Raw genomic sequence first — 13,034 nt, 5'->3', positions numbered from 1 at the left:
CGGCCGGATCCGGGTCCGCTAGCCCTCGTACGCCGCCAGGTCGGCGATGACCGAGAAGCCGAGGCCGTAGGCGCTCATGCCGCGCCCGTACGCACCCAGGTGGACCCCGCTGCCGGTGGAACCGGCGAGCACCCAGCCGAACTCCGACTCGCGGTAGTGGAAGGGCGTCGGCTCCCCGTCGACGGGCAGCGACAGCGTCGACCAGTCCTCGCCGCCGAGGTCGTCCGCGAGCTCCCAGGCGGCCTCGGTCTGCTGGTCGAGCCAGTCGCTGCGCAGGGAGTGGTCCATCTGGCCGGGCCAGCTGTAGGCCAGCAGCCCGGAGCCGGCGAGCCAGGCCGCCGAGGAGACCGAGGTGGCCTCCAGGACCCCGGTGCCGTCGCCGCTGCGGCGCAGCGGGTTGCTCGCCACCGTGACGACCACGGCGAAGCGCTCCTTCTCGCCGGTGGCGATCTCGCCACGGGCGGAGGGCTCGTCACCGTGGCCGGTCGAACCGTGCTCCACCGTGCCGTCGGCGCCGACGCCGACCTGCATGAGCCACCGGGGGCCGGTGAAGGCCCCGTCCAGGCCGTACCAGGGGAATTCGGCCCTCAGGTACCCCTCCGCCGTCCGGCGGGCCACCGGGACGGACGCAGTGGCCTCCTGGGGCTGCGCGTCGTCCTGCGGGGCGGTCTGCTGTTCCTGCGCGGGTGCGTCACCGGGAGCGGCGGCTTCCGCGGGCTGCGCGCCTACCCGGCTACTGCTCGTCGTCTCCATCTGAGCGGCCTCTCGTTCCGTGGGTCCGAAGCGGCCCTCCCCCACACTTCGCTGGGGGGACCCCCGTCCTCGGGCGTCCTGGATCCGGACTCATGGAGGATAGCCATCCGACCCGGGTTCGCCGGGCAGGCCGCGTGGTGCGCTCAGGTGGCGTCGGCGTCGAAGCGCGCGGTCGGGGCCGCGGGCTTCTTCACGAGGTCCGGGCCCGCGGAGGGCGCGCCGGCGGCGGGCGCGGAGCCCGCGGAGGCGGGCGCCGGCTCCGTCTCCTTGCTGTTCACGGCGTCGGTGACGTCGTTCAGCTCCTTGCGGAGATCGAAGCTGCTGCGGATCTCCTTGAGGTCCTCGTTCTCGCCCAGCTGCTTGCGGATGAAGGTCTTCGGATTCAGGTCCTCGAACTCGAAATCCTTGAATTCCGGGCCGAGTTCGGAACGGATGTCCTGCTTGGCGCTGTCGGAGAACGCACGGATCTTCCGGATCACACCCGTGATGTCCTGAATGACCTTGGGCAGCTTTTCCGGGCCGAAGATGAGAATGGCGAGCACCACGATCGTGACCAGTTCGAGTGCGCCTATGTCGTTGAACACCTTGCCGCTCCTCGGCTCTCTTCACTTCGGGCCCGGACACACGGTACCCGGCCTGGTCCACGGGCCCCTACCTGCGTACCGGCTCGGCAGCGGATTCACCCGCCCGTCATGGAGTGCTCACGAGCCGTTCGCCGATCCGAGGACCACCTCCAGCGTGCGCTCCCGGCCCTCGCGGAGCACGGTGAGGGTCATGCGGTCCCCCGGCCGGTGGGCCCGGATCTTGATGATCAGCTCGTCCCCGCCGTGCACCCGCTGGCCGTCCACCTTGGTGATCACATCCCCGGGCCGGATCCCCGCGCGGGCTCCCGGCCCGTCCGTGACCACGGAGGGCTTGCCGTCCTCGCCCTTCCCGTCCACCCGTGCCCCGTCGCCCGTGTACTGCATGTCGAGGGTGACGCCGATGACGGGATGGGTGGCCCGGCCGGTGCGGATCAGCTCCTCGGCGACGCGCTTGCCCTGGTTGATGGGGATGGCGAAGCCCAGACCGATGCTGCCGCCCTGGCGGGTGGGGTCGCCCTTGTCGGCTCCGCGGATCGCGCTGTTGATGCCGACCACCCGGGCCGAGGAGTCCAGCAGCGGGCCCCCGGAGTTCCCGGGGTTGATCGGGGCGTCGGTCTGGAGGGCGTCCACGTAGCTGATGTCGCTGCCGTCGCCCTTGTCGCCGCCCGCGGTGACGGGCCGGCCGGTGGCGCTGATGATGCCCGCGGTGACGGTGTTGGACAGGTCGAAGGGCGCGCCGATGGCCACCACCGGGTCGCCGACCTGGACGTTCTCGGAGTTGCCGAGGCGCAGCGGCTGGAGCCCGCGCACCCCGCTGACCTTGACGACGGCCAGGTCGTAGCCGGTGTCCCGGCCGACCAGCTCGGCGGTGACGCTCTCGCCCGTGCTGAAGGTGACCGCTATGTCCTTGGAGTCGCCGACCACGTGGTTGTTGGTCAGGATGTGGCCCTGCTGGTCGAGCACGAAGCCGGTGCCCGTACCGCTGCCCGCGGTGCCCCGTACGTGCAGGGTCACCACGCCGGGCAGGGCGGTGGCCGCGATCCCCGCCACGCTCTCCGGCGCCCTTCCCCGGTCCGCGGCGGCGGCCTGGGGCAGCTCCAGCCGGGTGTTGCTCTGCCGTTCGGCGAGGACGCCCGCGTAGCCGCCGATCCCGCCCGCGAGCAGGGCCACGCCCGCGCCGAGGGACACCACGTGCCAGAGGCGGACCGGACGCGACCGCCGGCCCCGGTCCACGGCCTGGAGGGGCTGGTCGCTCCAGGGGTCGTACCGGGGCGGCCCGCCGGCGGGCCCGCCGCGGTACGGGTCCTCGTACGGGGGCGGGTCCTCCCGCGGCTGCGGGTCATCGCGCGGCTGCTGCGGGAGGTCCCCGGCCGGGTCAGGGGCCGGGGAGGCGCCCTGGTCCCGGGCATCTTCCGGGCGCGGGGCCGGAACCCCGTCGCGGTGGGGGTCGGCCGGCCCCTCGGGCCGGCTCCACCAGGACGGAGCCGGATCGGTCTGCTGCCTGTCGGCCATGGGCGCTCCCCGCGTACTCATGCGCATGTGCCGCAGATTCAACCAGGTCCCGGGTCAGCGCAGGAGTGAGACCGGGCGGGCCGAGGCCGGCGGGGAGGGGTGGAGCGGCGGCAAGGGGGGCGGGAGGAGGGTGGGGACGGCGCCGGGGGTGGGCAGCCGGTCGCGGACGACCGCATCGGCCACGGACACCGCAGGGCCCGGGCGGGAGGCGGGAGCGGGGGAGTCGCGCCGGGCGTTCGGGTCGACGGCCTCCAGCGGCAGCGAGCCGCCGAGCGCGAGCGCGGCCAGCGACACGGCTCCGGCCGCGACGAAGGCGAGACGGCGGCGCGGACGGCCCACCTCGTGGATCCGGAAGCCCTCCTGCTGCGGCCGGGCGGCCGCCGGAAGGGCGTACGCGAAGGAGGCGAGGGGGTCGGGCCCCGCGGCACCCGGCGGACCGGACCGCCCCGCGGGACCGGACGGGCCTTCGGGTCCGGCGCCCGGCAGTCCCTGGAGCCGCGCCAGCAGCCCCGCGGACAGCGGCGGCGGCGCACTCTCCACGAACATGGTCTTCAGGCGGCGCTGCGCGTCGGCCTCGGCCTTGCACTTGGCACAGGTCGCCAGGTGGGCCAGGACCCGCTCGCGGGCGTCGTGCTTCAGCTCCCCGTCCACCAGGGCGGCCAGCCGGTCGCCGAGGTGCTGTTCGGCGGGAGAAGAACTGACTCCGCTCACTCGGCTCCGCCCTCTCCCCCGGCACCCGGGGCGCCCACGGCCACCCCGGCCAGCGCGCGCTGCTCCGCACGCGCCGCGGGAGACCGGTGCTTGAGCGCCTTGCGCAGGTGCGAACGACCGCGATGGATACGGCTGCGCACGGTGCCGAGCTTCACGCCGAGCGTGGCGGCGATCTCCTCGTACGACAGACCCTCGATGTCACAGAGCACCACGGCGGCGCGGAACTCGGGCGCGAGGGTGTCCAGCGCCTGCTGGACGTCCGCGTCGAAGTGGGTGTCGTGCAGCACCTGCTGCGGGGACGGCTCACGGCTCGGCAGCCGCTCGGCGGCGTCGTCGGCGAGGGAGTCGAAACGGATCCGCTGCTTGCGGCGGACCATGTCCAGGAACAGGTTCGTGGTGATCCGGTGCAGCCAGCCCTCGAACGTGCCGGGCGTGTACGTGGACAGCGAGCGGAAGACGCGGACGAAGACCTCCTGCGTCAGGTCCTCGGCGTCATGCTGATTGCCCGTCAGACGGTAGGCGAGGCGGTAGACCCGCGCACTGTGCGTGCTGACGATCTCCTCCCACGAGGGAGGGGTCCACGCCTGGGAGCCCGCATCGGCGGCAAAGGTCGCGGTGGTTGCGGTGTCTGCGGTGTGGAAGCGGTCAGCAATGTCGGTCACGGATTTCGGCTCACCAGCCGACCAGAAGAGGCGTCTCAGTACGCCCCCACGATCCACAGGCGCAGCCGCACCTCCCCTATCGGCTCTGGTGGTGTCCAGTGGAGTCCCTACCATAGCCACCCCCTCCGTCAGCTCCGGATAAGTATTTTTGCAGTAACTTTGCACGGCAATGAGGCTCCGGAGCGGCTCCGGGCCACCGATCTGCCCGGCCCCGTCCCTTCTTATCCCGCGTCCACCCTTCACAACGCCCGGTCCCATCTGCGGGTTCCCGACGTCAACGGATACAGTCACCGTTGCGCCAACTATGGGGACAGGAGAGGGTCATTACCGGCAACCGGCAGACGAGCTGGGCGTTCGCCGACGCGTTTGTCGCCGAGGACGACGCTCTGCGATGGGCCCGCGACCGGTCCAGGGAAGCGGGCCTGCGCTCCGTCTCCCCCGGTACCGGGGCCGCGCTGCGCCTGCTGGCCGCCACCGCGGACGCCAAGGCGGTCGCCGAGATCGGCACCGGAACCGGCGTCTCCGGCATCCACCTCCTGCACGGGATGCGTCCCGACGGGGTGCTGACCACCGTGGACCCCGAGGCGGACCGGCAGGCCTTCGCCCGCCAGGCCTTCCGCGCCGCCGGCTTCGCCGGCAACCGCGCCCGCTTCATCCCCGGCCGCGCGCTCGACGTGCTGCCCCGGCTCGCCGACGGCGGATACGACCTCGTCTTCTGCGACGGCGACCCCTCCGAATCCCTCGACTACCTCGCCGAATCGTTGCGGCTGCTGCGCCCGGGCGGACTGGTCTGCTTCGAGGGGGTCTTCTCCGACGGCCGTACGGTCGACTCCGCGGCCCAGCCCGTGGAGGTGCTCCGGGTCCGCGAACTGCTGCGCAGCGTCCGGGAGAGCCCGGCGCTGGAGGCCGCGCTGCTCCCGGTGGGCGACGGCCTGCTGTGCGCCGTCCGGCGCTGAGCCCGTACGCCGCACCCCCGCCCCCGCACCCCGTCCGGCGCTGAGGCCCGTACGCCCCCGGGGACCCCGTGTCAGCGCAGCAGGGCGAAGGTGAGGGCCGTCGTGCCGCCGAGTGCGGTGCCGGCGAGGAGCTGGGCGGCGGTGTGCGCCCGCAGGGCCAGGCGGGACCAGCCGACGGCCACCGCGAAGGGGACCGCGAGCAGCATCGGCGCACCGAAGACGATCAGCAGGACCATCACGGTGCCGCCCGCCACCGACATGTGGAGGGATATCTGCCAGCCGAGGGTGACCAGCAGGGACGACGCGAGGCCGACGAGCATCGCGACGACCAGCGCGCTCACGTCGGCCGGGGCGCCGAAGGCGTGGACGAGGGTGATGCCGGCGGCGACGGACAGCAGGCTGAGCCCCATCGGCACGAGCCGCTGGCGGCGCACCCGGATGTGCTGGTCGGTCAGTGAGCCGCGCCGTACGCCGAGCCGGATGATGCCGATCGGTATCCCGCCGCAGAACACCGCGGCGAGCACGCCCCAGCCGAGGCCGGTCCACGACCCGGTGCTGTGCCAGCCGATCAGCAGGAGCAGGGCCACGACGAGGTTCCCGGGTGCCAGGACGTCGGTGACGACCCGGGCCGTCTTCTGGCGGGGGGTGCAGTCGGCGAAGGCGGGCGGCGCGGGCGGGGCGAAGGTCACGTCACGGCTCCGGATGAAGGGCGCAGGGCGGGGCAGAAGCGGTTCGGCGGGCAGAAGCGGTTCAGCGGGGCAGGAGGCCGGCCGGGGCGGCGGGCACCGGCGGACACAACGCTGCCCCGACCGCTCGTCGCGGTCGGGGCAGCGCAGAAAATCTGTGAAAGTGCGGTCAGCGTCCCTGGGGGGTCAGCCGACGACCTTCTTCAGGGCGTCACCCAGGGCGTCCGCCTCGTCCGGGGTCAGCTCGACGACGAGCCGACCGCCGCCCTCGAGCGGTACGCGCATGACGATGCCCCGCCCCTCCTTGGTGACCTCGAGCGGGCCGTCGCCCGTCCGCGGCTTCATGGCCGCCATGCTCGTTCCCCTTCCTGAAACCAGTTCATCGTCAGCCGACGGCCCCATTCAGGCGCCTAATACCCGGCATCGAACACATTGCTTCCCAGCCATTATCCCGCATGTCAGGACCCGATGACCAACATCGCTCGGGAACGCTTGCGCAACGCGCTCGGCCAAAACCACTCATTTCGGGGACCCGCCTGCGATACTTCGCAGCTGCCCCTGGCGAATGGCATCCGCTTTCTTTGACGCACATCACATGTGCCGTTCCCGTCCGGTCCGCCATGCTGGCCCTTGCACCGGCCGGTACCGGCCGGTAGCCAAGCCGCGACGAAGGGGGACCCCCTGCCATGGCCGACAGCGTGCTCTACGAAGTGACCGACGGACTCGCCACCATCACGATCAACCGTCCGGACGCGATGAACGCCATGAACACGGAGGCCAAGGTCGCGCTGCGCGACGCGGTCCGGGCGGCGGCCGCCGACTCCGCGGTGCGGGCCGTCCTGCTGACCGCGGCGGGCAACCGGGCCTTCTGCGTGGGCCAGGACCTCAAGGAGCACATCGGGAACCTGGCGGCCGACCGCGAGGGCGGCTCCTCGCTCACCATGACCACCGTGGCGGAGCACTACAACCCGATCGTCCGGGCCCTGACGGAGATGCCCAAGCCGGTGGTCGCCGGGGTGAACGGCGTCGCGGCCGGAGCGGGCTTCGGCTTCGCGCTGGCGGCGGACTTCCGGGTCGTCGCCGACACCGCGTCCTTCACCACCTCGTTCGCGGGCGTGGCACTGACCGCCGACTCCGGGGTCTCCTGGACCCTGCCCCGCCTGATCGGCGCCTCGCGCGCCTCCGACCTGCTGCTCTTCCCGCGCTCGGTCAAGGCGCAGGAGGCGTACGAGCTGGGGATCGCCAACCGCCTGGTCCCTTCTGACTCCCTGCACGCGGAGGCGGAGTCGGTGGCCCGCGCCCTGGCCTCGGGCCCCACGGTGGCCTACGCGGCGCTGAAGGAGTCCCTGGCGTACGGCGCCTCCCGCACCCTGCCGGAGGCGCTGGAGCGCGAGGACGTGCTCCAGACCCGTGCGGGGGCCTCCGAGGACCACGGCATCGCCGTCCAGGCCTTCCTCGCGAAGCAGCCGCCGGTCTACCTCGGCCGCTGAGCCGGCGGGTCCGGGGCTCGCGGTCCCGCCGGCCCCCGCCCGCGTGCTGCCGCGGCCCGGCTCAGGCCGGGTCGCGGGAGGCGCAGTCGGCGAGGTGGTCGTTGACCAGGCCGCAGGCCTGCATCAGGGCGTAGGCGGTGGTGGGGCCGACGAAGCGGATGCCCGCCTTCTTCAGGGCCTTGGCCAGTGCGACGGACCCGGGCGTGACCGCGGGGACGCCCGCGGTGCTCCGCGGGGCCGGGCCGGGGTCCTCCGGGGCGTGCGACCAGATCAGGGTGTCCAGTTCGCCCGGCTCCCAGCCGGCGAGCACCTTCGCGTTGGCCAAGGTCGCCTCGATCTTCGCGCGGTTGCGGATGATCCCCTCGTCGGCGAGGAGGCGCTCCGCGTCCGCCGGCCCGAATTCCGCGACCGCGGCGATCTCGAACGAGGCGAAGGCTTTGCGGAAGCCCTCCCGCCGCCGCAGGATCGTGATCCACGACAGTCCCGACTGGAAGGCCTCCAGGCACAGCCGCTCGTACAGCGCGTCGTCGCCGTGGACCGGGCGGCCCCACTCGGTGTCGTGGTAGACGACGTACTCCCCGGTGGGCCCCGCGGAGAGCGCCCACGGGCAGCGCAGGGCCCCGTCCGGGCCCGCGACCGCGACGCTCACCGCTCGCCGTGCTTCGTGAGGTCGACCTGGTCGGCGGGCTCGCCGTCGTCCGCGGGGCCGGCCTGGTCCTCGCGGCCGGCGTGTCCCGCGTGCCCGGGCACCGCGTCCTGCGGTCCGGCCGTCCCGGCCGTCAGCTGGGCGATCCGGGCGTCGCGCTCGGCCAGCTCCGCCGCCAGCCGCTCCAGTACGTCGTCCACCTCGGCCATGCGGTAGCCGCGGGGGGCGACCGGCAGCCGCAGCGCGTCGATGTCGGCGCGTACGACGGGCCGGCTCTCCGGCAGCCCGTCGGCCACCCGGTCCGGCTCCGCTTCCGGCAGGACGGCCTCCGAACCGCCGCCGATCACCGCGAGGGTGACCGCCGCCACGACCACGACCAGCGCGATCATCAAGAAGAAGAACACGATCAACTCCCCTGAGAGACTCCGGCCACCAGGTTAAGGTCGCAGGCGAGGCGCAAGGGCCGCCGAAGGAGGAAAGAGCAGGATGCTGCGACTGGGCAGGCGCGAGTTCGAGACCCACGAGCCGGTGATCATGGCCATCGTGAACCGGACGCCGGACTCCTTCTACGACCAGGGCGCGACCTTCCTCGACGAGCCGGCCCTGGACCGCGTCGAGCAGGCGGTCGCCGAGGGCGCCGCCATCATCGACATCGGCGGGGTCAAGGCGGGACCGGGCGAGCACGTGGACGCGGCCGAGGAGGCGCGGCGCACGGTCGGCTTCGTGGCCGAGGTCCGGCGCCGCCACCCGGACGTCGTGATCAGCGTGGACACCTGGCGGCACGAGGTCGGCGAGGCGGTGTGCGAGGCCGGGGCCGACGTGCTGAACGACGCGTGGGGCGGGGTGGACCCCAAGCTGGCGGAGGTCGCCGCGCGGTACGGGGCCGGGCTGGTCTGCACCCACGCGGGCGGCGTGGAGCCGCGTACCCGGCCGCACCGGATCGCGTACGAGGACGTGATGGCGGACATCCTGCGGGTCACCGTCGGTCTGGCGGAGCGCGCCGCGGCCCTGGGGGTCCCCCGCGAATCGATCATGATCGACCCGGGGCACGACTTCGGGAAGAACACCCGGCACTCACTGGAGGCCACCCGCCGTCTGGCGGAGATGGCCGGCACCGGCTGGCCCGTGCTGGTCTCCCTGTCCAACAAGGACTTCGTCGGCGAGACCCTCGACAGGCCGGTCAAGGAGCGGCTGCTGGGGACCCTGGCCACGACGGCCGTCTCGGCCTGGCTGGGCGCGCAGGTCTACCGGGTCCACGAGGTCGCGGAGACGAAGCAGATCCTCGACATGGTGGCCTCCATCCAGGGCCACCGCCCGCCCGCCGTCGCCCGCCGCGGCCTGGCCTGACCGCCCGGCGGCGGACGCCGGGACGACAGGCCCGGGCCGGCAAGGACCCGGGCCCGGCGCCTACTTGCCGACTTCCTTCGTCACCAGCGCGATCGCCTCGTCCACGTCGTCCGTGACGTGGAACAGGTAGAGGTCCTTCTCCGAGGCCTTGCCCTGCGCGATCACCGTGTTGCGCAGCCAGTCGATCAGCCCGCTCCAGTACTCCGTGCCGAACAGCACGATCGGGAAGCGGGTGATCTTCTGCGTCTGGACGAGGGTCAGCGCCTCGAACATCTCGTCCAGCGTGCCGAGGCCGCCCGGCAGCACGACGAACCCCTGGCTGTACTTGACGAACATCGTCTTGCGGACGAAGAAGTACCGGAAGTTCAGCCCGAGGTCCACGTGCTGGTTGAGCCCCTGCTCGAAGGGCAGCTCGATGCCGAGGCCGACCGAGATGCCGCCGGCCTCGCGCGCACCCTTGTTGGCCGCCTCCATGGCGCCCGGCCCGCCGCCGGTGATCACCGCGAAGCCGGCGTCGACCAGCGCGGCGCCGATCCGCTCGCCCGCCTCGTACTCGGGCGTCCCCGCCGGGGTGCGGGCCGAGCCGAACACGCTGATCGCGGGCGGCAGCTCGGCGAGCGTGCCGAAGCCCTCGATGAACTCCGACTGGATGCGCAGGACCCGCCAGGGATCGGTGTGCACCCACTCGGAGGGACCGGCGGAGTCCAGCAGCCGCTGGTCCGTCGTACTGCCCGCCTGCACCTGGCTCCGCCTCCTCAGCACCGGCCCGAGCTGCTGCTCCTCGGGCCGACGACGAGCGGAACCGTCGGGAATGCCGTGGTTGCCCATGATGTGCTCCCTCCTGCTGATCGTTGGATCAGGTTAGGCGCAGGAAGGTGACGGGAAGCGGAATTCAGGCGGTCAGCCAGGCACGGAGTCGTTCCTCGCAGTGCAGGATCGCCTTCGTCCCGACCCGCTCGTCGACCTTGTGGGCCAGCAGGGCGTCGCCCGGGCCGTAGTTGACCGCCGGTACGCCCAGCCCGCTGAAGCGGGAGACGTCCGTCCAGCCGAACTTCGGCATGGCGCGGCCGCCGACCGCCTCCATGAACGCCGCGGCCGCCGGGTGGGAGAGGCCCGGGAGGGCGCCGCCGGAGGAGTCGTCGACGACGAACTCGGCGATGTCGCAGTCCGCGAAGACCTCCCGTACGTGGGCCAGCGCTTCGGCCTCGCTGCGGTCGGGGGCGTAACGGAAGTTGACCGTCACCGTGCAGGCGTCGGGAATCACGTTGTTGGCGACGCCGCCCTCGATCCGGACGGCGTTGAGGCCCTCGTGGTACTCCAGGCCGTCGATGACCGGCTTGCGGGGCTCGTACGCCGCCAGCCTGGCCAGGATCGGTCCGGCCGTGTGGATGGCGTTGGAGCCCATCCAGCTGCGCGCGGAGTGGGCGCGCTCGCCGGCCGTGCGCAGCAGGACGCGCAGGGTGCCCTGGCAGCCGCCCTCGACCTCGGCGTTCGAGGGCTCCAGGAGCACCGCGAAGTCGCCGGTCAGCCAGTCGGGGTGGGCCTCGGCGACCTTGCCGAGGCCGTTCAGGTCGGCGGCGACCTCCTCCTGGTCGTAGAAGACGAAGGTGAGGTCGCGGTTGGGTGCGGGCACGGTCGCCGCGATGCGCAGCTGTACGGCGACCCCCGACTTCATGTCGGTCGTGCCGCAGCCCCACAGGACGCCGTTCTCGTCGAGGCGGGACGGCACGTTGTCGGCGATCGGCACGGTGTCGAGGTGGCCGGCGAGTACGACGCGCTCGGCACGGCCGAGGTGCGTACGGGCCACCACGTTGTTGCCGTAGCGGTCCACGGTGAGGTGCGGCAGGGCACGCAGGGCGTGTTCCACGAGGTCGGCGAGTACCTTCTCGTCGCCGCTCACGGAAGGAATGTCGACGAGCCGGGCGGTCAGCTCGGCGGCGTCCAGGGTGAGGTCCAGCTCGGATTCGGGCATGGAACCGACCCTAACCCGGCGGGATGGGACACAGCCCGTTCGTCCGGCCGGTGGATGCTTCATATGCCTCAAGTACGGTGGGCCGCGTGTCCGAGACCCGTCATCCCCGCCCCCGTCGTCGCAGGCCGCTCCGTACGGCCGTCGGTTTCCTCGTGCTGCTCGCGGTGATCGGCTACTTCGCCGTCCAACGGGACTCCAACGGCGGTGCCGGAGCGCCGTACTGCACGGCCACCGGGGGCGCCGACAGCCGGCAGAAGTACGAGATGACCCCCGAACAGGCGGCGAACGCGGCCACGATAGCCGCCGTCGGCATCGCCAAGGGGCTGCCGGAGCGGGCGGTGACCATCGCGCTGGCGACCGCGATGCAGGAGTCCTCGCTGCGCAACCTCGACCACGGCGACCGTGACTCGCTGGGCCTCTTCCAGCAGCGGCCCTCGCAGGGCTGGGGCACCCCGGAGCAGATCACGGACCCGGTGTACTCGGCCGGGATCTTCTACGACCACCTCGTCGACGTCCCGGGGTACTCGCGGCTGCCGCTGACGGTGGCCGCACAGAAGGTGCAGCGCAGCGGGTACCCGCAGGCGTACGCGAAGCACGAGCCGGACGCGACGGTGCTGACGTCTGCCTTCGGCGGGGGCGGTGTGCTGTTCTGCTCGGGCCCGGCCCCGCTGCGCGGTGACCCGGAGGAGGTCAGGGCGGAGCTGGTGCGGGCCTTCGGCAAGCAGGCGCTGGGCGCCCCGGCCGGCAGCCCCGGCGGGGCCCCGGACGGCACGACGGGGCGGGCCGGGGTCCCGGAGCCCGAGATCAACCTCCGGCTGGAGCGGGACGGCGGACCCGACGAGGCGCGCCGTGGCCGGGCGATGGCGCACTGGGCGGTGGCCCGGTCCCACGAGCTGGGCATCGCCCGGGTCTCGTACGGGGACGGGGGCTGGACCGGCGGCAGGGCCCGGGGCAAGTGGCAGCCGAAGGGTGGCGCCGGCACGTCCGGTGCCGGTGATGCGCACGACGCCGCTGACGGCGAGGTACGGATCTTCGTGGCCCGCTGAGGCCTCCGCGCGGGCTCCCGCGCGCCCCGGCGACACGCTGGTGGGCCGGGACCGGCCACGCGTACGAGCGGTCACTCCTGCGGGGGTGACCGGACCGCCGGGCCCGGAGGGCCGTCCGGGCAAGGAAGCCCTGGTGGGCGGGGGTCCGATGCGTTTGTCGCGGAAGCCGATTAAACGATGCGTTACCGATCCTTTACCTACCTGCTCCGCAACTCCACCCGCCCCACGAGCGGTTGTACACGGCGTACTCAGCCGCTACCGCTTAGGAGCATCATGACCCTCCCCCTGACCCGTCGGATCGCCCGTGCCGCGCTGCTCCTCGCAGCCGGGACAGCGCCCGTGGTCGGTGCGGCCGGCGCGGCCAGTGCCGCCGGTCTGGAGTCCGTGCCGCAGCTGGGCTCGCTCACCGCCCCGGACACCGCCGACGCGGCGGCCGCGACCGATGTGGTCACGGACGCGGCGGGCACCGCCGCGGAGGCGCTTCCGGCCTCCGACCTGGCGGGCACCGCGGGCGGCCTGCTCGGCGGGCTGCCCGCCGCGCAGGACCTGCCGGCCGCCACCCAGGGCCTGCCGGCGGGCGGGCTGCCGCTGGCCGGCGGCCTGCCCGGTGGTCTGCCCGGCGGGCTGCCCGGAGGCCTGGGCGCCTGACCGTCCACGGGACGCCGAAGG

Annotated in this window: 16 protein-coding genes; 5 read left to right on the top strand and 11 right to left on the bottom strand. The window is 73.1% G+C overall.

Annotation, left to right across the window (positions count from 1 at the left end; all coding sequences use genetic code 11):
- Window positions 1-18: 18 nt before the first annotated feature.
- The 5 genes from ACFWUZ_RS14620 to sigE all read right to left on the bottom strand — a co-directional run bounded on the left by ACFWUZ_RS14620 (window position 19) and on the right by sigE (window position 4,336).
- Window positions 19-753 carry a hypothetical protein gene (locus ACFWUZ_RS14620; RefSeq protein ID WP_384371950.1) on the bottom strand — a complete coding sequence of 245 codons (735 nt, stop codon included), beginning with the start codon at window positions 751-753 and terminating at the stop codon, window positions 19-21.
- 143 nt (window positions 754-896) lie between these two features.
- The gene (locus tag ACFWUZ_RS14615) at window positions 897-1,337 is read right to left on the bottom strand and encodes a sec-independent translocase (protein WP_384371948.1); all 441 of its coding nucleotides are present in this window, start codon (window positions 1,335-1,337) and stop codon (window positions 897-899) included.
- 117 nt (window positions 1,338-1,454) lie between these two features.
- Window positions 1,455-2,849, bottom strand: coding sequence for a trypsin-like peptidase domain-containing protein (locus ACFWUZ_RS14610; protein WP_384371946.1), 1,395 nt, complete (start codon window positions 2,847-2,849; stop codon window positions 1,455-1,457).
- Window positions 2,850-2,903: 54 nt separating this feature from the next.
- A complete protein-coding gene (locus tag ACFWUZ_RS14605; protein ID WP_384371944.1) occupies window positions 2,904-3,560 on the bottom strand; it encodes a zf-HC2 domain-containing protein in 657 nt (218 codons plus the stop codon).
- Complete coding sequence (gene sigE / locus ACFWUZ_RS14600) at window positions 3,557-4,336, bottom strand: RNA polymerase sigma factor SigE (protein ID WP_384371942.1); 780 nt, start codon at window positions 4,334-4,336, stop codon at window positions 3,557-3,559. The genes ACFWUZ_RS14605 and sigE overlap by 4 nt, the downstream gene beginning before the upstream one ends.
- Before the next feature lie 179 nt (window positions 4,337-4,515).
- On the opposite strand from sigE, the gene ACFWUZ_RS14595 reads away from it, so the two are divergent.
- Window positions 4,516-5,178 carry an O-methyltransferase gene (locus tag ACFWUZ_RS14595; RefSeq protein WP_030385883.1) on the top strand — a complete coding sequence of 221 codons (663 nt, stop codon included), beginning with the start codon at window positions 4,516-4,518 and terminating at the stop codon, window positions 5,176-5,178.
- 71 nt (window positions 5,179-5,249) lie between these two features.
- Here ACFWUZ_RS14595 and ACFWUZ_RS14590 read toward each other — a convergent pair whose 3' ends face one another.
- Together ACFWUZ_RS14590 and ACFWUZ_RS14585 are read right to left on the bottom strand one after the other, a co-directional pair.
- A complete protein-coding gene (locus ACFWUZ_RS14590) occupies window positions 5,250-5,867 on the bottom strand; it encodes a hypothetical protein (protein ID WP_384371940.1) in 618 nt (205 codons plus the stop codon).
- A 183-nt stretch (window positions 5,868-6,050) separates the two neighbouring features.
- The gene (locus tag ACFWUZ_RS14585) at window positions 6,051-6,218 is read right to left on the bottom strand and encodes a DUF3117 domain-containing protein (protein ID WP_003966491.1); all 168 of its coding nucleotides are present in this window, start codon (window positions 6,216-6,218) and stop codon (window positions 6,051-6,053) included.
- A 332-nt stretch (window positions 6,219-6,550) separates the two neighbouring features.
- On the opposite strand from ACFWUZ_RS14585, the gene ACFWUZ_RS14580 reads away from it, so the two are divergent.
- Window positions 6,551-7,354 (top strand): enoyl-CoA hydratase/isomerase family protein, encoded by an 804-nt coding sequence (locus ACFWUZ_RS14580; RefSeq protein ID WP_384371938.1) that lies wholly within the window; start codon window positions 6,551-6,553, stop codon window positions 7,352-7,354.
- A gap of 61 nt (window positions 7,355-7,415) precedes the next feature.
- Here the strand turns inward: ACFWUZ_RS14580 and ACFWUZ_RS14575 are convergent, their stop codons facing one another.
- On the bottom strand, window positions 7,416-8,003 hold the full coding sequence (locus ACFWUZ_RS14575; RefSeq protein WP_384371936.1) for a DNA-3-methyladenine glycosylase I: 588 nt from the start codon (window positions 8,001-8,003) through the stop codon (window positions 7,416-7,418).
- Entirely contained in the window at window positions 8,000-8,410 is a 411-nt protein-coding gene (locus ACFWUZ_RS14570) for a DivIVA domain-containing protein (RefSeq protein ID WP_384371934.1), read from the bottom strand. Before ACFWUZ_RS14570 ends, ACFWUZ_RS14575 begins: the two co-directional genes overlap by 4 nt.
- A 76-nt stretch (window positions 8,411-8,486) precedes the next feature.
- Here ACFWUZ_RS14570 and folP point away from each other — a divergent pair, with 76 nt between their 5' ends.
- Window positions 8,487-9,347 (top strand): dihydropteroate synthase, encoded by an 861-nt coding sequence (folP, locus tag ACFWUZ_RS14565; protein ID WP_384371932.1) that lies wholly within the window; start codon window positions 8,487-8,489, stop codon window positions 9,345-9,347.
- Window positions 9,348-9,407: 60 nt separating this feature from the next.
- On the opposite strand, the gene ACFWUZ_RS14560 is transcribed toward folP, so the two are convergent.
- Together ACFWUZ_RS14560 and dapE are read right to left on the bottom strand one after the other, a co-directional pair.
- Window positions 9,408-10,175 (bottom strand): TIGR00730 family Rossman fold protein, encoded by a 768-nt coding sequence (locus ACFWUZ_RS14560; protein WP_384371930.1) that lies wholly within the window; start codon window positions 10,173-10,175, stop codon window positions 9,408-9,410.
- A 64-nt stretch (window positions 10,176-10,239) separates the two neighbouring features.
- On the bottom strand, window positions 10,240-11,319 hold the full coding sequence (gene dapE / locus ACFWUZ_RS14555; RefSeq protein ID WP_384371928.1) for a succinyl-diaminopimelate desuccinylase: 1,080 nt from the start codon (window positions 11,317-11,319) through the stop codon (window positions 10,240-10,242).
- Window positions 11,320-11,405: 86 nt separating this feature from the next.
- Between dapE and ACFWUZ_RS14550 the strand changes: the two genes are divergently transcribed.
- Both ACFWUZ_RS14550 and ACFWUZ_RS14545 read left to right on the top strand, forming a co-directional pair.
- The gene (locus ACFWUZ_RS14550; RefSeq protein WP_384371926.1) at window positions 11,406-12,365 is read left to right on the top strand and encodes a hypothetical protein; all 960 of its coding nucleotides are present in this window, start codon (window positions 11,406-11,408) and stop codon (window positions 12,363-12,365) included.
- Window positions 12,366-12,638: 273 nt separating this feature from the next.
- Window positions 12,639-13,013 (top strand): ATP-binding protein, encoded by a 375-nt coding sequence (locus ACFWUZ_RS14545; protein WP_384371925.1) that lies wholly within the window; start codon window positions 12,639-12,641, stop codon window positions 13,011-13,013.
- The last annotated feature ends 21 nt before the right edge of the window (window positions 13,014-13,034 follow it).

It is taken from the genome of Streptomyces sp. NPDC058646 (assembly GCF_042716875.1).
Taxonomy (GTDB): domain Bacteria; phylum Actinomycetota; class Actinomycetes; order Streptomycetales; family Streptomycetaceae; genus Streptomyces.
This window is presented reverse-complemented; position numbering and strand designations above follow the sequence as displayed.

Coding starts and splice junctions, on each gene's coding strand:
- ACFWUZ_RS14545 (WP_384371925.1), top strand. CDS start 12,639: ATGACCCTCCCCCTGACCCGTCGGATCGCCCGTGCCGCGCTGCTCCTC.
- ACFWUZ_RS14585 (WP_003966491.1), bottom strand. CDS start 6,218: ATGGCGGCCATGAAGCCGCGGACGGGCGACGGCCCGCTCGAGGTCACC.
- ACFWUZ_RS14610 (WP_384371946.1), bottom strand. CDS start 2,849: ATGGCCGACAGGCAGCAGACCGATCCGGCTCCGTCCTGGTGGAGCCGG.
- ACFWUZ_RS14580 (WP_384371938.1), top strand. CDS start 6,551: ATGGCCGACAGCGTGCTCTACGAAGTGACCGACGGACTCGCCACCATC.
- folP (WP_384371932.1), top strand. CDS start 8,487: ATGCTGCGACTGGGCAGGCGCGAGTTCGAGACCCACGAGCCGGTGATC.
- ACFWUZ_RS14560 (WP_384371930.1), bottom strand. CDS start 10,175: ATGGGCAACCACGGCATTCCCGACGGTTCCGCTCGTCGTCGGCCCGAG.
- sigE (WP_384371942.1), bottom strand. CDS start 4,336: ATGGTAGGGACTCCACTGGACACCACCAGAGCCGATAGGGGAGGTGCG.
- ACFWUZ_RS14620 (WP_384371950.1), bottom strand. CDS start 753: ATGGAGACGACGAGCAGTAGCCGGGTAGGCGCGCAGCCCGCGGAAGCC.
- dapE (WP_384371928.1), bottom strand. CDS start 11,319: ATGCCCGAATCCGAGCTGGACCTCACCCTGGACGCCGCCGAGCTGACC.